The 19,160-nt window shown below is 39.3% G+C and carries 18 protein-coding genes; 5 read left to right on the top strand and 13 right to left on the bottom strand.

Features of this window, described 5'->3' with window-relative positions:
• Positions 1–113 precede the first annotated feature (113 nt).
• Positions 114–350, top strand: coding sequence for a HEAT repeat domain-containing protein (locus tag P3L40_RS07010; protein ID WP_004262089.1), 237 nt, complete (start codon positions 114–116; stop codon positions 348–350).
• 103 nt (positions 351–453) lie between these two features.
• Here the strand turns inward: P3L40_RS07010 and hcr are convergent, their stop codons facing one another.
• Together hcr and hcp are read right to left on the bottom strand one after the other, a co-directional pair.
• Positions 454–1,458 (bottom strand): NADH oxidoreductase, encoded by a 1,005-nt coding sequence (hcr, locus tag P3L40_RS07005; RefSeq protein WP_036958472.1) that lies wholly within the window; start codon positions 1,456–1,458, stop codon positions 454–456.
• A gap of 75 nt (positions 1,459–1,533) precedes the next feature.
• A complete protein-coding gene (gene hcp, locus P3L40_RS07000) occupies positions 1,534–3,186 on the bottom strand; it encodes a hydroxylamine reductase (protein ID WP_094961350.1) in 1,653 nt (550 codons plus the stop codon).
• A 303-nt stretch (positions 3,187–3,489) separates the two neighbouring features.
• On the opposite strand from hcp, the gene clcA reads away from it, so the two are divergent.
• Positions 3,490–4,887: a H(+)/Cl(-) exchange transporter ClcA gene (clcA, locus tag P3L40_RS06995; RefSeq protein WP_094961349.1), complete on the top strand. Its 1,398-nt coding sequence runs from the start codon at positions 3,490–3,492 to the stop codon at positions 4,885–4,887.
• A gap of 231 nt (positions 4,888–5,118) precedes the next feature.
• On the opposite strand, the gene tehB is transcribed toward clcA, so the two are convergent.
• From tehB to P3L40_RS06970, 5 genes are all read right to left on the bottom strand, one after another.
• Positions 5,119–6,006 carry an SAM-dependent methyltransferase TehB gene (tehB, locus tag P3L40_RS06990; protein ID WP_136134532.1) on the bottom strand — a complete coding sequence of 296 codons (888 nt, stop codon included), beginning with the start codon at positions 6,004–6,006 and terminating at the stop codon, positions 5,119–5,121.
• A gap of 121 nt (positions 6,007–6,127) precedes the next feature.
• Positions 6,128–7,207 carry a linear amide C-N hydrolase gene (locus tag P3L40_RS06985; protein ID WP_004262105.1) on the bottom strand — a complete coding sequence of 360 codons (1,080 nt, stop codon included), beginning with the start codon at positions 7,205–7,207 and terminating at the stop codon, positions 6,128–6,130.
• A 174-nt stretch (positions 7,208–7,381) separates the two neighbouring features.
• Positions 7,382–8,155 (bottom strand): hypothetical protein, encoded by a 774-nt coding sequence (locus tag P3L40_RS06980; RefSeq protein ID WP_036958473.1) that lies wholly within the window; start codon positions 8,153–8,155, stop codon positions 7,382–7,384.
• A 318-nt stretch (positions 8,156–8,473) separates the two neighbouring features.
• Entirely contained in the window at positions 8,474–9,052 is a 579-nt protein-coding gene (locus tag P3L40_RS06975) for a YceI family protein (RefSeq protein ID WP_004262112.1), read from the bottom strand.
• A 13-nt stretch (positions 9,053–9,065) separates the two neighbouring features.
• The gene (locus tag P3L40_RS06970) at positions 9,066–9,623 is read right to left on the bottom strand and encodes a cytochrome b (protein WP_094961347.1); all 558 of its coding nucleotides are present in this window, start codon (positions 9,621–9,623) and stop codon (positions 9,066–9,068) included.
• 381 nt (positions 9,624–10,004) lie between these two features.
• Here P3L40_RS06970 and P3L40_RS06965 point away from each other — a divergent pair, with 381 nt between their 5' ends.
• Positions 10,005–10,634: a glutathione S-transferase family protein gene (locus tag P3L40_RS06965; protein WP_004262116.1), complete on the top strand. Its 630-nt coding sequence runs from the start codon at positions 10,005–10,007 to the stop codon at positions 10,632–10,634.
• Between the two features lie 143 nt (positions 10,635–10,777).
• Here P3L40_RS06965 and P3L40_RS06960 read toward each other — a convergent pair whose 3' ends face one another.
• Positions 10,778–11,398, bottom strand: coding sequence for a malonate decarboxylase holo-ACP synthase (locus tag P3L40_RS06960; protein WP_136134531.1), 621 nt, complete (start codon positions 11,396–11,398; stop codon positions 10,778–10,780).
• Positions 11,399–11,608: 210 nt separating this feature from the next.
• Here P3L40_RS06960 and P3L40_RS06955 point away from each other — a divergent pair, with 210 nt between their 5' ends.
• Entirely contained in the window at positions 11,609–12,577 is a 969-nt protein-coding gene (locus tag P3L40_RS06955) for an FUSC family protein (RefSeq protein ID WP_004262118.1), read from the top strand.
• Positions 12,578–12,716: 139 nt separating this feature from the next.
• Positions 12,717–13,358, top strand: coding sequence for an NAD(P)-dependent oxidoreductase (locus P3L40_RS06950; RefSeq protein ID WP_210852411.1), 642 nt, complete (start codon positions 12,717–12,719; stop codon positions 13,356–13,358).
• 80 nt (positions 13,359–13,438) lie between these two features.
• Here P3L40_RS06950 and iolB read toward each other — a convergent pair whose 3' ends face one another.
• The 5 genes from iolB to P3L40_RS06925 all read right to left on the bottom strand — a co-directional run bounded on the left by iolB (position 13,439) and on the right by P3L40_RS06925 (position 19,143).
• The gene (iolB, locus tag P3L40_RS06945; protein ID WP_210852409.1) at positions 13,439–14,269 is read right to left on the bottom strand and encodes a 5-deoxy-glucuronate isomerase; all 831 of its coding nucleotides are present in this window, start codon (positions 14,267–14,269) and stop codon (positions 13,439–13,441) included.
• Between the two features lie 143 nt (positions 14,270–14,412).
• Positions 14,413–15,306 carry a myo-inosose-2 dehydratase gene (iolE, locus tag P3L40_RS06940; RefSeq protein WP_096863200.1) on the bottom strand — a complete coding sequence of 298 codons (894 nt, stop codon included), beginning with the start codon at positions 15,304–15,306 and terminating at the stop codon, positions 14,413–14,415.
• Between the two features lie 30 nt (positions 15,307–15,336).
• Positions 15,337–17,241, bottom strand: a complete 1,905-nt coding sequence (locus P3L40_RS06935; protein WP_210852406.1) for a bifunctional 5-dehydro-2-deoxygluconokinase/5-dehydro-2-deoxyphosphogluconate aldolase — start codon at positions 17,239–17,241, stop codon at positions 15,337–15,339.
• Between the two features lie 25 nt (positions 17,242–17,266).
• Positions 17,267–18,400 (bottom strand): Gfo/Idh/MocA family protein, encoded by a 1,134-nt coding sequence (locus tag P3L40_RS06930; protein WP_196731646.1) that lies wholly within the window; start codon positions 18,398–18,400, stop codon positions 17,267–17,269.
• Between the two features lie 314 nt (positions 18,401–18,714).
• Positions 18,715–19,143, bottom strand: a complete 429-nt coding sequence (locus P3L40_RS06925) for a PTS sugar transporter subunit IIA (RefSeq protein WP_004262128.1) — start codon at positions 19,141–19,143, stop codon at positions 18,715–18,717.
• Positions 19,144–19,160: the final 17 nt, after the last annotated feature.

Genomic DNA, 19,160 nt, shown 5'->3' with positions numbered 1-19,160 from the left:
AAAAGCATTCTTTTAAATTGTTAATATTTAATTACAGATATCAATTTAGTATTAAATATTACAAGAATTATCTTAGAATATTTTTTATTTTATATAACAGTGAAAGTTTTATTATGGATAAAGTAATTGTTGGAATGTTAACGAAACTAACATTTCGCGTAAACGATGAAATCAAAATTGCTGCCATTTCTGCTTTAGGTGATTTCAAAGCAACGATTGAATATAATGATGCCATCATACGAATCATAGACTTATGTCAGGATCCAAACAAAGAGGTTGCTGTATCAGCGATTAATACATTAAGTAAATTATCTATTTATTTTTTACATAGCTCACTACCGAAACATTAATTGCACTCTCATTTTGAGTATTGTAAATAATTACTATAATTTATTTTAAATAATACTGTCCCATTAATACTCTAATGAGACAGTTTGCACATGTTATATAATTTTACGCTATTTCAGTGTCACCCTGTAATTGGCAACTACAAGCTAAAACATAGCCCTCAGCTATTTCTGCTTCAGTTAATGTCATTGTGCTTGTTGTTGTGTATTTACCTGATAACACTTTTGTTTTACAGCTTCCACAAACCCCTGCTCGGCAAGCTGCAATAACGGGCTGTTTATTTTGCTCCAGTGCAGATAATAAAGAAGTACCTACAGGGACTTTAAAGTCGACCAATCGTTGACGGATTTTTAATGTAAGAATATCTTCACTATCAACAACCTCTGGTTCAGTTGAAAAACGCTCCATAAAGAAATGTTCAGCAGGGACGCCTAAATTAGCAGCAAATTGCTGTGCATTTTTCATGTAAGGCACAGGCCCACACGTCATCACAATTCGTGAATCAATATCTGGTACTAACGCTTTCAATTTCTCTTCAGTTAAACGTCCTTGTGCAATATCGCCATTATCTGGTGTTTCTGCCATAACACACAATTGCAACCGTTCTGGATATAAGCGGACGAGTTTTTGCCATTCCTCGGCAAAAATAACTTGTTTATCATCGCGAACATTGAATAGTACTTTTACATGGGAGCTCGGGCGGTTCACCATCAGCCAACGTGTCATTGACATAATTGGTGTCACACCACATCCAGCAGCTAACATCAAATACTCAGTGTTTTTTAGATTAGCGCAGGTGAATTCCCCTTGCGCTTCAGAAAGCCAAAGATAGTCGCCTTCTTTAACCGAACGTGTTAACCAATTTGACCCTTCACCATCGTCTAACCGCCTGACAGTAATGGAAATAAAACGACTTTGCCCCGGTGATGATGAAAGAGTATAAGCACGCATGACATCATCGCTATTTTTAATGCTGACCAAAGCATATTGACCAGGTGAATATGTATAAAAATCATGATTGATAAGGTTGATTGTCCAGACATCTGATGTTTCTTGAATAATAGAATGAACTTGCATTCTATTTGGACATAAACTGCTTGGCATGGTCATCGCGCTACTCCTTTAAAGGGGGTCGCAGCCCCCATCTTTCACATCGTTTTTAAGCTTTTTCTATCGGTTTATTGATCATGCAGGTAAAATTTCTGCCAGATCTTGCTCAACTGTCGTAATACTACGCATGCCAAACTTCTCATTTAGCACATTTAATAAGTTTTCAGTTAAGAAACCAGGTGCTGTTGGGCCGGTGTAAATATTTTTCACACCCAACGCTAATAATGTTAAAAGGATGACAATCGCTTTTTGCTCAAACCAAGACAGAATCAGACTCAATGGCAAGTCATTAATACCACAACCAAGTTTCTCTGATAGATTCACCGCAAGCATAATGGCAGAATATGCATCGTTACATTGGCCCACATCCAGTAAGCGTGGTAGCCCTTCTAATGTGCCAAAATCTAATTTATTAAAACGATACTTACCACATGCGAGTGTAAGGATTAAGCAATCTTCAGGTACACTACGGGCAAAATCCGTATAATAGCTACGTTCGCCACGGCTACCATCACAACCACCAACAAGGAATACGTGACGTAGTTTTTTCTGTGAAACTAAATCAATCACCGCGTCTGCCGCACCTAACAGTGTTTGACGACCGAAACCAACCGTAATTTTGTGCTCGATTTCGGTATACGGGAAACCGGCAAGTGACTGAGCTTGAGCAATCATTGCAGAAAAATCATCACCCACTAAATGTTTTGCACCCGGCCAACCCACAATACTACGCGTCCAGATACGGTCTTTATAATCCCCAACATCAGGGTCAATAATGCAGTTAGAGGTCATCAAGATAGACCCAGGGAATTTTGCAAATTCCACTTGCTGATTTTGCCAACCGCTACCATAGTTACCGACTAAATGAGGGTATTTTTTCAGTTCTGGGTAACCATGTGCTGGCAGCATTTCGCCGTGGGTATAAACATTGATACCCGTACCTTCAGTTTGTTCTAACAACATTTTTAAGTCTTTCAGGTCATGACCTGAAATTAAAATACATTTCCCTGCGACTGGACGAACGTTGACTTCCGTTGGAGTTGGGTGACCAAATTCGCTCGTTTCACCTGCATCCAAAATTTCCATGATCTTGAAATTCATCAGACCAATTGCCATGGCATTATCAAGCAGTTCATTCATATCCGATGGCAATGTTCCCAGCCAAGCCATAATTTCATGATATTGGCCATAAACCTCATTATCATACTGACCTAAAACATGGGCGTGTTCCATATAGGCTGCCGCCCCTTTTAAGCCATATAGGCATAACATACGTAAACCGTGAATGTCTTCGCCGACTTCAGCTTTATCAATATCTAATGAAAATTGAGCCGCTTGTGCCTGTAAGGTTGGAATGTCAGTACCATTTAATTGCAAATTAATTAATGGATGATTGAAAGCCACTACACTATTCACGGATTGGCAATGTTTTATTAATTTATCACGTAAATAAATAGCTTCACGGGCGTAACCGATAATACGCTCTGAATCAAAATTGACGTTGGTTAAAGTAGAGAAAAATGCGCGCGGAGCAAAACTATCAATATCATGGTCAATAATACCCAGTGAGCGGGCAGTGACTGCACTTGCAGATAAGCTTTGCAATACAGCAACTAATAAATCTTGTAGGTCAGAAGTTTCTGCTGTTTTACCGCACATACCCTGCGCGTATGCACAGCCATTACCAGCTGGAGTTCTAATTGTTTGTTCACATTGCACACAGTACATGTTGTTCGCCTCTTAAAGTTGCATTTCAAATACAACATTAAGACTACGCTCTTTATTAGAATAAAAAAGTGGAATTATTCATTATCTAATGGTTTATTGATCTATATTAATATTCATTGCAAATGAGAACTATTCACAGTAATGAAAGTATGCTATTCGTGCTGTTGGTTTTGTTTTCACTTTTCTTGCTTAAATGCACTATTTTGCATTTTATTTATATCCTGATAACGCTCTTACGATAACTCTTGTTATACTTACCTATAAGTGTTTGTTATTCCATCGTATAAAGAGAATCCAATAAAGATGAGCCAGGTAAATTCAGCTAGTAAATCTATGATAAAAACCCGATTGCGGATTTTTAAACGGCTAAAAGAATCAGATAAAACACCTGTAAAAATCTTACTACTTGCGGCACTCATTGGTGCGGCGGTCGGTCTTATCGGTTCACTATTTGAATTAGGAACAACTTGGATTAGCAACTATCGCGTGCAATCGGTGAGTGAATGGGTTGCCCCAAAATGGCTGATGGTTGTTGGGATGTTTTTTATCTCGGCACTTCTTGCCATGTTAGGCTATTACCTTGTTAAACGGTTCTCTCCTGAATCTGGTGGGTCTGGGATCCCTGAAATTGAAGGTGCATTACAGGATTTACGCCCCGTAAGATGGTGGAGAGTCATCCCAGTTAAGTTTATTGGTGGATTAGGAACATTGGGCTCAGGTATGGTATTAGGCCGTGAAGGACCAACCGTGCAACTTGGTGCGAACCTTAGCCAAATGTTTTATGATTTATTTCGTTTAAAAGATAATGAGTCACGCCACACCTTGCTTGCCTCTGGTGCGGCGGCAGGTTTATCTACAGCATTTAATGCCCCTTTAGCTGGCATCTTGTTTATTATTGAAGAAATGCGTCCGCAATTTAAATACAGTTTAATTTCAATTAAAGCGGTATTTATCGGTGTTGTTACCTCCACCATTGTCTATCGGCTAATCAATGGAGAAGCTATTGTATTAAATATCGGCCAATTTTCTTCTGCACCTATGAATACTTTATGGCTTTATTTAATTTTAGGATTAATGTTTGGTGTTATCGGTATCTGTTTTAATGGTTTTTTATTGTACCTACAAAGTAAATTTTTAGCATTTTACCAAAATAAAATTTCTCGCTTTGTATTGATGGGCGGGTTAATTGGTGGTGCTTGTGGTGCAATTGGCGTTTACCTGCCTGAAATTGTAGGTGGTGGATATTCCGTGATCCACCAGATGGTAGCAGGCCAATTTACCATCACTTTGTTATTCATATTCTTTGCTTTGCGGTTTTTAACTTCGACGATTAGCTTTAGCTCTGGGGCTCCAGGTGGTATTTTCTCTCCTTTACTCGCCCTTGGAACATTATTTGGTGGTGTTTTCGGCTACGCCGCCCTCGAAATATTCCCTAATTACCAAATTGAAGTGGGGACTTTCGCTATTGCAGGCATGGGAGCTTTATTTGCCGCAACCGTCAGAGCCCCATTAACTGGGATAGTCTTAGTTTTAGAAATGACAAATAACTACCAGTTAATCTTACCGATGATTATTACCTGCATTGGCGCCACAATGATGGCTCAATTTTTAGGTGGCAAACCGCTATATTCTGTATTGCTGGAAAAAACTTTAGCCCGTAGCGAAAAAGAAACCGCTCCGCCAGTCACTGACAAACCTTAAATAGTAGAAGCAAAAAGAGTTGCCGACAGCGGCAACTCAGACTGCTGACAAACATATTATGTTTGGCGGCAAGTCGAATAGGTTTTGAAAATAAACTAGGAAAATCAATTTATTGATTTTCGGCTGATAACACAAAGCGGGAAAAACCACGCTTTTATCCCGCTTTGTCAACAACCTCAGTTGCCGACAGCGGCAACTCTTTTATTAAGATAACCTATGCTAATTTCTTACTTACTTCTTCCTTGCAATGAGTGTTGCAAAATTTAATTTAATACGATTACCTTGTGAATCAGTGCGGTGTAAATGACCAGGGTTTTCGTTATATTTTAAAATATCCCAATCTTTATAATACCCTCCTAGCTCCCCTGGTTTTAAGAAGCATTTAAATGGCACTAAATCCAGCGGTGTATCTGGCGTTTCAACGGCACACACAATAACGTTAACTCCCCCTGGCAGGGTATGTTCTTGCATATTAGTAATAACATTGGCGATTTTTTCTCGCTGCAAGAACATTAGCACGACAGTGGAAATAATAAGTTCGTAGTTCTCTTGTATTTGGTGACTATTAATATCATAAACAGCCGTATGAATATTCTCTACCCCAGCTTGTTTTTTAACGAAGTCAATTGCTTGGATATGCTGAGGGTTGATATCTACCGAGGTCACGTCATACCCCTGCAAGGCAAGATAAAAACTATTACGCCCCCTTCCCGAACCTAAATCTAATGTTTTACATGGCTTACTCAGGTGATTCTCACACAAATAGCGCACTTCTGAATGTGGAGTCGTTAACCCATGCTCTTTATAAAATTTCAGTTCTGGTTTGCATAAAAATGCCAGTTGGCATTCCATGTCATCACTACAAGCAGAAATACGATGCCAAACTTGAGGTTCAATAATAGGCGGCTGGTTATGAATATCAAAGGTAAAGTGTTGCTCGCTGCCGTCTTCATTAAAAATGATAAAATCTAAAGAGCCTTTTAGCACTTTCAACTGTGCGTATGTATCCTCTTTTGTATTATGGCGCTCTTGGAACATTAACGGCAAAGAAGCTTTATTCCAAACTGGCATAGTTTTGTAACACACGAGATCATTCATATCATCACCAATAAGTTGCATTTTAAATACATCTTATACCGTTCGTTTGCTATCTGCAAAACATTCATAAATTAATTATCGCGGGCTTGATTCATATCAACCCCCTATAGACCAAGAGGGCTGAAATGCTTCATGGGCTCAGTTAATAACCTAACTGTTCCGCACTTAACCCTAAGAATTCAAAAGGTTTTGTAACTACATAACTGTTGGTCGCATCCCCTGAATAGATATGGCTCTGCTCTTCACCGAGGTCCAGCTTTTTCACTTTTCCAGTTTCCGCTGAAAAGTCAATTTTTGCCAAATCAGTCCAAAAAATATTTGGAGTTAATGCTGACTCGAAAAAGTAGAGCTGACGTTTATGGTCAACTAATGTCCGCCAACGTGTTGACGATATTTCAGGCGAATTTTCAGACGTCAACCCGTAAGGGACAGACACATTACGTACGACACTGAAAACACTGGCGACAGCTTTATTAGGTGTTGTTTTCTGAGGAATTGCATTAATATAAAACTGCGCGCGAGCAAATCTATCAGCGGAACGGTTAGTCCCCGGTAACATTACAGTGCCACCAATTCCTTGCCAATATTCCTGCATTGCTAATTGCTTCTCATAAGTCGGCGAGTTAGTCATAACTTGATACTTGCGACTGTGATGAATTACCTGCTTACCATCGATATATTCAATAATCGCGCTATCACCACTCGCATCTGATAATGATAAATGTAAAGTCGCTAACCTATCTTGTCCTGGCACATTATCTGTTGCGACTACGAGTGGATTCTTTTCTAGCTCAGCAACGGCTTCTTCCACTGTCGCATAGTTATCTAGAACATATTGCGCCCATAAAGATATCGACAACGCAGGTTGCTTATTATCTATTTGAGGATATTTTGATTCCGCGAGCCACAGTAAATTGGCAACCAGACCTTCCTCGTTCACTCCGTCCGTTGTTGAAATATCATAACCCGAGGCTATCACGCTGCCGTATTTTGATTTCCATTTTAAAGAGTTAGGCCCTGCAATGCCATCACGCTCCATCCCTCGAGGAAAGATCCATAGATTGGTACCAATATCGTATTTCCAATCCATTGTTCTTCCGGTCATTATTTGTTCATTTTCACCTAAATAAACAACTCGAGTACAAGCTTGGCTAACTGTAATCGGCATTGATATCGCAGCAGTTGCGGCAAGTGCTACGATACTTTTCTTAATAAATTGCATGCCATCTCCAAAATAGTTAAAAATAAATTTACATAATAAGCATACTACATAAATACGAACTATTTATGCTCAAAGAATAATGTATTAAAAAAAGTGCGATTAACACAATGAAATATAATAAATAATGACACAAAATGGCACCCATATTAACCAGTGCCATTTTGCTGGAAAGAATTAATTATTTACTGATGAAAATAAAGAACGTAGTAATGCAGCTTTTTTCTGATTATCAGGCATAGATAATATTTCATTATAGAAACTAATAGAAATACGGCACGCTAATGCAGGTGATTTCTTCCCTGCTTCTAAATTTCCAAGGATTGCGGTATCTTCACCATACTTTGCAGAAAGCCCACTAGCAAGCTGTGTTAATTCCTCAGAATACTCTTTTGGGGACATCAACGCCTGTTTTACACCAGCTTCACTTGAAATTAAGAGCTCATTGGTCGCTTGGATTTGTTTCAACAAAACAGCTTGGCTTTTTTGTGGTGGAATAATTTCCGCTGTTTCTCTTAAGTGCGGAAACAATGAATAAAAACACGTTTTTCCTGTTGGGTCTTCTTCTAATAAGATTTTCAGGTAATCATTCACTCTGCTAGTAAAATTAATTACGGAATCATCAGAAGCATATTCCATACGTTCTAGCACCAGCTTCATGACATTGCCAACAACCTGATCAAACAGTTGACGACGTAAATCTTCATTAGCTGGGTCGTATTGCGTGATTAGATGCTCAAAACTTTGATAGGTTTCAGGGCTTATTTTCTTCACCGTCGCGATAATCGGCAGTTCTTTTTCAACTTGGGCAAGTGCCTCTGAATGAATTGCACTATTATTTTCTGTAGATAACACATTATTATCTTTACTTAACCAATAAAAACCGAATGCGAATGCAATAAAAATAATGCTAACAATTAATGCGGTTTTACGTGAGTTATTTGTATTCAAAGTTACCCTGCCTTTTCTTGGTAAAACGGTTCCCACAAACACTTTCAAGCTACTTATATACTGTAGAACCCATCGCATATAATGTCATGGCATCTAAAAACAATAGTCATCACGGACCTAGGTTATTAATGCCACGAATTGACCTATAAAAAGTGATAATGTTTATTTTAGCTTGTATCAAAGTCGTCAAGCTATAGGAATAAGGGAAAATGCGAGGCTAAGACGGGAGAATTTGCCATAAATAAACAATTTAGAAAACGCTAGATATAAAAAAACCTTCAAGACTTGAAAGCTTGAAGGTTTATTATGATAAAAATCTTATTTAACTTGAACACCTTCAACTGAAATCAACAGTTGTGCTTCTTGAGATTTAGGGCCCAAATCAGATTTGATGTTAAATTCTTTCAGCTTAATATTACCTTCAGCTTCAAAACCTGCACGGTATCCACCCCAAGGATCTTTACCTTCGCCCATTAATTTAGCATCTAATGTAATCGGCTTAGTAACACCATTTAATGTGAAATCACCTGTGATTTTGTATGTTTCACCGTCTTTCTTCACTTCTGTTGAAACGAATTTTGCTTCAGGGAATTTTGCTGCATTTAAGAAATCACCACTGCGTAAATGTTTATCACGCTCTGCGTGGTTAGTGTCAATGCTGCCTGTCTTAATAGTTACTTCGACTTTATCTTTTGATGGGTCTTTTGCATCATAAGTGAAAGACCCATCAAAGTCTTTAAAACTACCATATACCCAGCTATAACCTAAATGCTGAATACGAAATTCAATAAACGCGTGTTGGCCTTGCTTATCAAATTGGTAAGTTTCTGCTAATGCTGAACCTGCCGTTAAAAAAAGTGCGCCAGTAGCCAGACCAAGAACCGTTTTCTTCAACATAATTATCTCCACGTTACTTATCGGGGTTAAAACCCAACATTCTTTTTAATGTAATATCACGATCAAAAAAGTGATGTTTAAAAGCTGCAAAAGCATGCAACACTGATAATAGAACCACTGCCCAAGCTAAATATAAATGAACTTCACCTGCTGTATCTGCTTGTGTTGCAGCACCCGTAAATAGTGCAGGAACCTCAAACCAATCAAATACACTGATAGGCTGTCCATCAGCGGTTGAGATTAAATAACCACTGATCAAAATACTGAACAAAATAATATAAATCAGAATTTGAACAATAATAGAGCTAGCTTTCGTTAATTTACTGTAGCTTGCTAATGGCTTCGGTGGCGGTGAAATAAATCGCCAAATCACACGAAATGCCATAACAATAAATAATAATATTCCTATACTTTTATGTATCTCAGGAGCTTGATGATACCAACTATCATAATAGCCTAGTGTCACCATCCATAAACCTAAAGCGAACATTCCATATACGACAATTGCGACTAGCCAATGTATGAGCAAAGAGATATGCCCATAACGACTTGCATTATTTTTCCATTGCATGATAAAAACCATTTAGAGAAGAAGGTAATATTTTATTAACTAAGCCGTAATAATCATAAGGTGAAATTAATTTTATTCCTATCCCAAAGTTAAACAAATATTTTGTTGAAGACATTCAAATACGATCAACATAATGAAAAATAGATTACTATTTGATTTTGTCTAGTTTTAATTATAAAAGTTGAATAAAGATTCTTCCAGTTTTGTAAATGGTCGTAACTAAATACTTAGTTCATTTATTTATTAATTTCAATTAAATCTAGCTTATTCCTAATAGATATAAGCTGTTATTCATAAAATAACATTTGTAGGTCTGCCTTTTTCCCCATACATTGGTATTCTTTCTTTTAACATTGCAAACTGATTGATAGGTTAAATACTATGTATAAACTTTGGATAGCAAATAAAAACTACTCTTCATGGTCACTACGTCCCTGGGTTTTACTAAAGGTATTACAGATCCCGTTTGAAGAAAATTTGTGTTTATTTGAAAACGGCAAAAGCAGCCATGAAAAATTCAGTCGTTTTTCACCTACAGGCTTAGTCCCTTGTTTAATCGATGAAAACCAAACAATATGGGATTCTTTAGCCATCTGTGAATATGTTGCAGAAGACTACCCTCAAGTCTGGCCAAAAGAGCGAAAAGCCAGAGCATGGGCTCGTAGTGCAAGCGCAGAAATGCACTCGGGTTTTAGTGCATTACGCCAGCAATGTCCAATGGACGGTACTCATAATTCGCCACTTAACAATATTTCAATTGAATTACAAACCGACTTAAATCGATTGCAGAAATTATGGCAGGATGGGTTAAACCAATTTGGTGGTCCTTGGCTTGCAGGTAGTGAATTTACGGCTGTAGATGCTTTTTTTGCACCAGTTGCCTTTCGAATTCGCAGTTATCACTTACCTGTAAACCCAGCTGCCAAACAATGGGTTGACCGAATTTTAGTTTTACCCGCAATGAAAGAATGGCATGAAGCAGGTTTACAAGAACCCTATATTGAACACTAAAAATAGGCTAATCGGGAGGCATTATATGCCTCCAGCTTTTATTTGATTAGTAAAAAATCACCTGCTCGAACATCAAAATTAATATTTAACCAATTTGTCGGTCATTCAAGCTACATTAGGTTGTTTAACAGACAAACAGCGGGCTATAATTTTTCATTCCACGGGTCTGCGGTCATAATATCGCCAAGTGGTGTGTGTAATGTAACCTGTTCATTTTTAAACCACTCAGCTAATGAAAACCCACCTTTAGGGGTTTCGATATGAATATCAATTGGGCAATAAGGAGTATTCGCCTTAATTGCAAACTCAGCAAAATCTTCTTTTTCTTGACGATGTGGACAGCGAATGACCACATCAAGGTCGCAGTCTGACAACATACTTTGGATATCTGTCGCTAAAGTGTAAGCGCAACTCCCTGTTACTCCCCATTGCCAAGGCCATTTAGTCTGTGAAATGATCCATAAAACCTGCACTGGTGGTAAAGCGATAAACATTGAACGTTGTAGTTCCACCGAATTCGCCACCAAGGATTCCACATTCATAATGTGCGTAATTGCAGATTTTTCAATTTGTGCTGTAACGCGTTGGTGTGGCTTAATTCCTCTAATTGCAACAGTCAGTTTATTCTCATCCGCTTTATTTCGGTATACCGTCAACGGTAACTTACTGTTCCACTGTGAGCCGACCCATTCAGGAAGCGATTCTATCGCGACATCATTATTGCTGCCGACCCAAACAAAATCATGAGGATTGATTATTTGCATTTTATTACCTTTATGATTGCTACAACTGCTCTCCCCTATTATGCCTTTTTTGTCACATAAAAACAGAATATCGCAACCAACAATTCAACACATGCCATTTAATGGTAACTTGTCATAAATACTGAGTTCTCACCTTGAAATTTTATACCGTATATTATTTAATTACGTTATTAATTAATAGGTTAAGCCTCTATTTGTGAGCATCGGATTATGAGAACGTTTCCTGCTATCCACGATGGAATTATTTTTACCAGTTGTATGTTTTTTAGCGCCGCAACCGCTTTTGTGATCTTAGATGCACAAGCTGCGATGTGGGCAACATTCTCAACGCTGTATTCCTTTAATTTATTCAATGCAGCAAAAGAATATAAGAATTATGCCTATACCGCTTGTTGTTTATTGATGATTTTAGTCGCTATTTTTATCGGTGATACGTTACGCCTTGGTACCGCATATTATATTTATCTCGCCATTTTTTCGTTCATTTACTACCAATTGTATGGCACAGATCCTGCTATGGATTTAACCATGAAATTTATGATTATCATGTCGACAATTGGTACCATTTTACCTGATATATCCAAAAGCTTAGCGTTAGGGTTTATTATTGGTAGTGGAGTAACGTTAATTACGTATTATGTCCTTAGCCATAAAATGACACGCCATAGTGTAATAACGAGCGCTTTAGTTGAACAAAATTTGTTTACGTTGAGAAAAAATATTATCCCACGCTCAATGATTTATGCTTTGGGGCTATTACTCGCGCTCGCTATTCCTCGCAGTATAGATCTAGGGCACTTTTATTGGACATTACTGACCTTCGTTTTTGTATTGCATCCAAAATCACAAAGTATCGTTAAAATTACTTTGCAGAGGGTCTTAGGCAGTCTTATTTCTGTCTTATTATTGTATTTTTTATTCAATTTACCCTTTATGCCGTATATCGGTTTAATTGCAGTCGTGGTGTTCGCCTTTTTAATGCCGATGAGCTTTCATCACGGATATACGTTTATGACGTTTGTCGTGACAAGCTTAATTTTGTCCATTCTTGAGCTCGTTATATATTGGCGTCACCCAACCTATGAATTATTGTTTGACCGCGTTCTTGAAACCGCCTTAGGAGGAACCATCGCCATTATGACGAGTATTATTTTAAAGTTATTTAGAGAAACGAAATAAAATTAAGCATATTCCCCAATAAGAACGTTTGTTCTATACTCAAAAAGAACACATTGGGAAAACAAGTCTTAGTCCTAAAGCCTAGCCCTATCAGTATCATTATTCTTGAGTGAGGCACTCAAGCAAAGAGGAACTGAAGATGAAAATATCGATTATTGGCGCAACGGGTTTTGTCGGCAGAGCATTAGTCGCTGAAGCGTTGCTTCGGCACCACCAAGTGACGGCTATTTCTCGTCATAGTAATCAATTATTTCAGCACGCTCTTTTAATCACCGCCGCTGGTGATATTACAGATATCCCATGGTTAACCTCTCGGCTTAAAGGACAGGATGTCATCATCAGCGCGTTTAATGGTGGCTGGCAAAATCCGAATTTGTATCAAGATACCGTGGCAGGAAACCAGGCCATTTTACAAGCAGTACAAAAATCGATGGTAAAACGATTTATTGTGGTCGGTGGTGCAGGAAGCCTAAAAATTGCTTCAGGTATTGATTTAATTGATTCCCCCGATTTTTCTGCCGAAATAAAACCAGGCGCTCAAGCAATGAGGGAATTTAAGAACCAATTACAATCCATTGATTCATTGGATTGGACCTACATTTCCCCAGCCGCAATACTCGAGGAAGGAAAAAGAACAGAAACCTTCCGTCTTGGAGGCGAACAATTGCTGATGAATGGCAACGTTCCTGCGAAAATATCAGTTGAAGATTTTGCGGTAGCTGTACTTGATGAGGTAAATAATAGGCAGTTCATTCGCCAACAATTTACTGCAGCATATTAAGTTTAATCGAAAAAAAAGCCGGTAAATATTTACCGGCAAAGATAGATAACAGAACTTAATTCACATATTTCTGCTTTAACTTACTTTTCACTATGTTTCGCTGCATAGATTTCACTATTCACCCAGTTATGGTCTTTTTCCCATGTAAATAACCACTTACGGGTTGGTCCTGCCATCACATTAAGGTAATAGTTATCATAACCAGCCACTGTCGCCATTGGGTGATACCCTTTTGGTACCATAACAACATCTTTGTTATACACCGCCATACATTCATCTAACTCACGATCATCCGTGTAAACGCGCTGCATACAGAAACCTTGGGAAGGATTTAAACGATGATAATAGGTTTCTTCTAGATAAGTTTCATTGGGTTCATTATCGGTATCATGTTTATGGCTTGGATAAGAGCTAGTACAGCCTTCATCTGTAAAGACCTCCACGACTAATAAGCTATCAGCGGCTTTATCATCCGGCAAAATATTATGCACATAGCGTTTGTTATAACCATGGCCACGTTGTTCCGCACCAATATCATCAGGGACAATTAAACGAGTTGGGTAAGTTCCTTTTCCTTTTGCCCTGCAAACTGCCAATTCAAGGTCGGTATCCGCCATGACCTCAGCAAACTCTTGCGCTGTAACATACACCGCATACGGCTTTTTACGCTCGAAAGGATCCATACGGTCACCAATATTTTCAAACGCTTGATTCGGTGTTTTAATTGTCGCTTTACCCGCCACCAGCACTAAGCACATTTCATTTTCAGAGGCAGGCAAGGAGATAGACTCGCCTTGTTTTAATTCATAAACATCAAAGTGAACATATCCCCAGTTAGCGATTTTCGGAGTGATATGCTGAGTTCGCTTATGTGCATCTGGAGCATGGTATTTCGACAATAATTTTGACATAACTTTCCTCTGACACTTTTTAGGTTCTAGATATGTAATTCTTTTCAGTTACTAACCGTTTCATCAATTAAACAGTTCAGTTTGTGGCTAGAGTCAGCAAACAAAGCTAACAACGCCACAGACTGAAATATGACGACGACGATTTAGATTAAGCCCGCATCCTTAGCAAATTTAGACAAATTGTTGTAACCCAATGTGGCATAAGTCAATGGATGTGCGATCGCAGGGTCTTGCTCTGCTTCGACCACTAACCAGCCATTTTCATATTGGCTATTTTTCAATACTTTAAACACTTCTGGATAGTTAACGCAGCCATCACCGGGTACCGTGAACACCCCTGCTAATACTGCATCTAAGAAGCTGGTTTTACGGTTTTTAACATCTTTTAGGACATCTGCACGGACATCTTTGCAATGCACATGATTGATACGTTTTGCCCAGCGTTTTGCCACTTCAACTGGGTCTGCACCGGCAAAGGTTAAATGCCCTGTATCCAGTAATAAACCGACCTCATCCCCTGTATGTTTCATTAAATTATCCACATCTTCTGCGGACTCGATCACTGTCCCCATATGATGATGATAGGCAATCTTAACCCCTTGAGATAAAGTATATTTTGCGAATTCGGTCAATTTTTTACCGTATTCTTCCCATTGATCAGCTGGGAACAATGGGCGCATATGAACAGGTTTGTTTTGATCGCCATGAATACAGTGAGTCACTTCCGCGAAAACCATCACTTTAGCGCCTAAATCACGTAGCAATGCTAAGTGCTCTTGTACCGCTTCAATTTCTTCTTCCACACTGCGAGATAATAATTCTCCCGAATACCAGCCTGAAACCAGTTGTAAATCATGCTGCTTTAAGATCGGCCCTAAGATTTCCGCTTTACGTGGAAATTTATTACCTAGCTCAAAACCAGCGAAACCCGCTTGACGACCTTCAGTTAAACATGTTTCTAGAGACGTTTCTGCCCCTAAAGTGGGTAAATCATCATTCGTCCATGTCAACGGGTTGATACCAAGTTGGATTGCCATGATGAAGCTCCTGTGTAGGTAAAAGTAATATTATTTACGCTGACGCCATAGGGCTATCAGGTTTAAGTAATTGGTTTTGATTTTCTGCACCAGCTCATCGTCATTGATTTCACCTTTCATCCACTCCAACGAAGGCTTACCAAATAAAGTGCGGCCAACAGCAAATCCTTTGACGATTGATTTCCCAGCGGCTGCGTTGAAGCCTGCTTGTAGCTCAGCTTGTGGTGCGTCAAGTCCTAAGAGCACGACACCGCGGCAATAAGGGTCACGTTCTTGAATTAATTGATCAACTGCATCCCAGTTTTGCTCTTGTAGTGGTGGTAATTTCCACCAATCTGGTTTTATACCTAAGTTATAGAAGCGTTTGATTGCGCGTAAATACAGCTCATCGTTGCGTTCCATATCTGCGGGCAATATCACCTCGAGCAACAATTCATGCCCTGATTGGCAGCAAGCGCTATACACTTCTTGAACCGTTTTTTCTTGCTCTAAGCGCAGTGGATGGTTGTCTTCTGGGTGAAAAAATACCAAACATTTGACAATATGCTCTTTTGGCCAGCTAATCAGCTGAGAGCCAATATTCCCATGCTCTAAGCATAATGGTCTTGACGCAGGTAGCTCAATTGGGCGGCCTATCCACCAACCACGGCCGGTTACATCATTCAATACGTCTTGGCCAAATGTACTATCACAGAGTAACCCTGCTTTCCCCTGCAGATTTGCCTCTTCGGCCACTTCACTGCTAGCGCGGTAAATCAATTTTTTCAGGGTTGGAATGCAAGAGATATCAACCCCTGCGAGGCGTGCCATATCAACAAATTGAATGCGGTGGTCAAATGCCATAACACAAAGTTCATTCCATTGTGTGCTACGTGAAGTCACACGGTGCAAATGGTTAAGCATCGGGTCGAGATCTGGGCGTGTAACTGCTGCTGCACGCTCAAGGTAATTATCCAACTCGATTTTTGTTGGCATTGCAGGCGCACAGCCATGGCGCGAAACCACTAAAGCCCCACAAGCATTCGCATAAGCGCAGGCTTTTTCCCAACCATCGCCGTTTAGATAACCACGAAGTAGGCCAGACATAAATGCATCACCGGCACCTAATACGTTGAGAACTTCAACTCTCACACCATGAACGGTGATCCCTTCGTCCAACGTTTCTGGGATCTCACCACTAAATACGGAGCAGCCAAGAGAGCCGCGTTTACACACCAGTTCCGCATCCGTTAATTGGCGAATGTTCTTAAGTGCTTGTACGGTATCCGTCGTCCCGCCTGCAATATGAAATTCTTCTTCTGTACCGACAATCAAATCGAACATCGATAATACGTCTTGCAGTTGTTGCGTGACACTATCGGAAGCAATAAAACGCGTTTCACCATCACCCAAAGAGGTCAGTCCCCATAAGACCGGGCGATAATCAATATCAATGGCTGTTTTGACATTATTACGTTTAGCATATTCCAACGCTTTTAGTACTGCCGCGCGAGTTTTCGGGTTAGATAAATGCGTTCCTGTAATTGCCAAGCAGCGTGCAGATGCAATATATTCTTCAGAGAAATCGTCTGGCGTAATCGCCATATCTGCGCAGTTATCACGATAGAAAATTAATGGGAAAGTATCCTGATCTTTAATCCCTAAGATAACTAATGCCGTTAATCTGTCTTTGTCTGTAATAAGATGGCTAGTATCACAGCCTACACGCTGTAACTCCTCACGTAAAAAGCGCCCCATGTGTTCATCCCCCACACGGGCAAGCATTGATGATTTCAATCCTTGTATTGCAGTGCCGAATGCAACGTTTCCTGAAGAGCCGCCTAAATATTTGGCAAACGAGCTCACATCTTCTAAACGAGAACCTATCTGTTGTCCGTACAGGTCAACGGCAATACGGCCCATACAGATAACATCTAACTTCTTCTGCTTATCCATTAATTACCCCTTAACTACAACAGAATTAATTGATTTCTTTAACGTTAACCCAACGTTGTTCGTCATATGAACGTGCTATCGCGTCTAATATTCGTGATACTTTCCAGCCTTCTTCAAAATCAGGCCACATTGGCTGCCCTGTTGCAACGCCATCAATTAAATCACGCACTTCAACTGTTTTTTGGTCATTGAAGCCAATACCATGACCTGCAGCATTACAAAATGGTGCATAATCCGGGTGTTCTGGCCCAACAAAAATTGTTTTAAAACCTTGGCGGTTGCTAGGTTCATCATGGCGATAGAGCTTTAGCTCTGCCATTCTTTCTTGAGTGAAAGACAAAGTTCCTTTGGTGCCAGTCACCACGTAGGTTAGCCCCATTTTACGGCCAGCTGCGATTCGTGAAGTTTCAATGACGCCCATTGCGCCACCAGCAAAACGTACCATGGCATGCGCTTGGTCTTCATTTTCAACCGTAACCATAACGGTTGATCCCGTTTTTTCAGGGCGCTGTTTAATCACAATTTCCATATCACCACAGACGGTTTCAATATCCCCTACTAGGAATTGCGCCATATTGATAATGTGTGCAGACAAGTCCCCCAAAGCACCTAACCCTGCTTTTTCTTTAAAGCAATGCCAGTGAATTGGAGCGCTAGGGTCAGCCATATAATCTTCATTATGAGTGCCATAAAAATGGATAACTTCCCCGATTTCGCCATTTGCAATGATTTCTTTGGCTAGCTGCGAAGTTGGGTTTTTCATATAGTTAAAACCCACTAACGTTAAGACGCCGGCTTGTTTAGCCGCTTCGACCATTTCTTTGGCATCTTCAGAATTGAGTGCTAATGGTTTTTCACAATAAACATGTTTACCATGCTTAATTGCCTCCATTGCCATTTCTTTGTGCAGGAAATTAGGCGAGCAAATATCTACTACATCAATATTTGGATCTGCAACTAATTTGCGCCAGTCATCCGTTGCACGATTAAAACCCATTTCCTGAGCTCGGGTTTGTGCTAGCTCAGGGGTAATTTCTGCAATCATTTCGCGAACCAATTTCCCCCGCAATGGAAAAACGGTTGGTGCTTGTGCATAAGCAATGGCATGAGCTCGTCCTATATAGCCAGTACCTATCATCCCGATACGGATCTCTTTCATCTGTTCTACCTCTCGCTCATTTCTTGTAGTGCAATAGCTGGCCCAATATTCGTTCCAGATTTTATTTCAATAATGATGTTATACGGAACATTCGTTTCATTTTCAATATTATTAGAAACATTAATTTCATTATGTGATCTAACGTTAATTTTTAGTGTAATTAATTAATTTATAAGAAAATAAATATTAAATTTAAAGAAAGGAAAAATAATAGAGTCGTGATGAGATGGAATAAAATGAAATAGAATAACTAAAAGTGAAATTTATTGAGTATGGGATCTGGCAAGATCCCATACTCTCTTCAGAACTAAAAATTAACGATGAAGAATACTTAAAAACTCTTCTTTACTTGAGGTCAGAGACAATGCATTGGCAATAAATTCGTCACTAAAAATCAACGCAATTTCCCTAAGTACATCAATATGTTCCCTTGATTTTGCAATCACGCCTATGGCAATAAACATCACATTGGTTCTGTCCCAAATAACACCGTCAGGAAATTGAAAAATTTCAACACCGGTATGCAAGATAATATCATTGGCGGACTTAGGTAGATGTGGCAACGTGATGCCATTCCCCAAGAATGTTGATATCTGTTGCTCCCTTTCCGTTAAGAAATGTACACAATCCCTATCAACATAACCTTTATTTTTAAATTCCGTACCAACCATTTTGAGTACTTCAGCTTTATTTCTTGCCTGACAACCTAAATGCAAATTACTTGTGGTTAGTTGTTCTATCATATCCAACCCTCGATTAA

Source organism: Providencia sp. PROV040 (assembly GCF_032706145.1).
Taxonomy (GTDB): domain Bacteria; phylum Pseudomonadota; class Gammaproteobacteria; order Enterobacterales; family Enterobacteriaceae; genus Providencia; species Providencia hangzhouensis.
This window is presented reverse-complemented; position numbering and strand designations above follow the sequence as displayed.

Excerpts from the sequence above, each read along its gene's own strand:
- iolB (WP_210852409.1), bottom strand. The coding sequence starts at position 14,269 with ATGTCAAAATTATTGTCGAAATACCATGCTCCAGATGCACATAAGCGA.
- hcr (WP_036958472.1), bottom strand. The coding sequence starts at position 1,458 with ATGACCATGCCAAGCAGTTTATGTCCAAATAGAATGCAAGTTCATTCT.
- iolE (WP_096863200.1), bottom strand. The coding sequence starts at position 15,306 with ATGGCAATCCAACTTGGTATCAACCCGTTGACATGGACGAATGATGAT.
- clcA (WP_094961349.1), top strand. The coding sequence starts at position 3,490 with ATGAGCCAGGTAAATTCAGCTAGTAAATCTATGATAAAAACCCGATTG.
- P3L40_RS06985 (WP_004262105.1), bottom strand. The coding sequence starts at position 7,207 with ATGCAATTTATTAAGAAAAGTATCGTAGCACTTGCCGCAACTGCTGCG.
- P3L40_RS06950 (WP_210852411.1), top strand. The coding sequence starts at position 12,717 with ATGAAAATATCGATTATTGGCGCAACGGGTTTTGTCGGCAGAGCATTA.
- P3L40_RS06935 (WP_210852406.1), bottom strand. The coding sequence starts at position 17,241 with ATGGATAAGCAGAAGAAGTTAGATGTTATCTGTATGGGCCGTATTGCC.
- hcp (WP_094961350.1), bottom strand. The coding sequence starts at position 3,186 with ATGTACTGTGTGCAATGTGAACAAACAATTAGAACTCCAGCTGGTAAT.
- P3L40_RS07010 (WP_004262089.1), top strand. The coding sequence starts at position 114 with ATGGATAAAGTAATTGTTGGAATGTTAACGAAACTAACATTTCGCGTA.
- tehB (WP_136134532.1), bottom strand. The coding sequence starts at position 6,006 with ATGCAACTTATTGGTGATGATATGAATGATCTCGTGTGTTACAAAACT.
- P3L40_RS06975 (WP_004262112.1), bottom strand. The coding sequence starts at position 9,052 with ATGTTGAAGAAAACGGTTCTTGGTCTGGCTACTGGCGCACTTTTTTTA.
- P3L40_RS06960 (WP_136134531.1), bottom strand. The coding sequence starts at position 11,398 with ATGCAAATAATCAATCCTCATGATTTTGTTTGGGTCGGCAGCAATAAT.
- P3L40_RS06970 (WP_094961347.1), bottom strand. The coding sequence starts at position 9,623 with ATGCAATGGAAAAATAATGCAAGTCGTTATGGGCATATCTCTTTGCTC.
- P3L40_RS06955 (WP_004262118.1), top strand. The coding sequence starts at position 11,609 with ATGAGAACGTTTCCTGCTATCCACGATGGAATTATTTTTACCAGTTGT.
- P3L40_RS06965 (WP_004262116.1), top strand. The coding sequence starts at position 10,005 with ATGTATAAACTTTGGATAGCAAATAAAAACTACTCTTCATGGTCACTA.
- P3L40_RS06925 (WP_004262128.1), bottom strand. The coding sequence starts at position 19,143 with ATGATAGAACAACTAACCACAAGTAATTTGCATTTAGGTTGTCAGGCA.
- P3L40_RS06930 (WP_196731646.1), bottom strand. The coding sequence starts at position 18,400 with ATGAAAGAGATCCGTATCGGGATGATAGGTACTGGCTATATAGGACGA.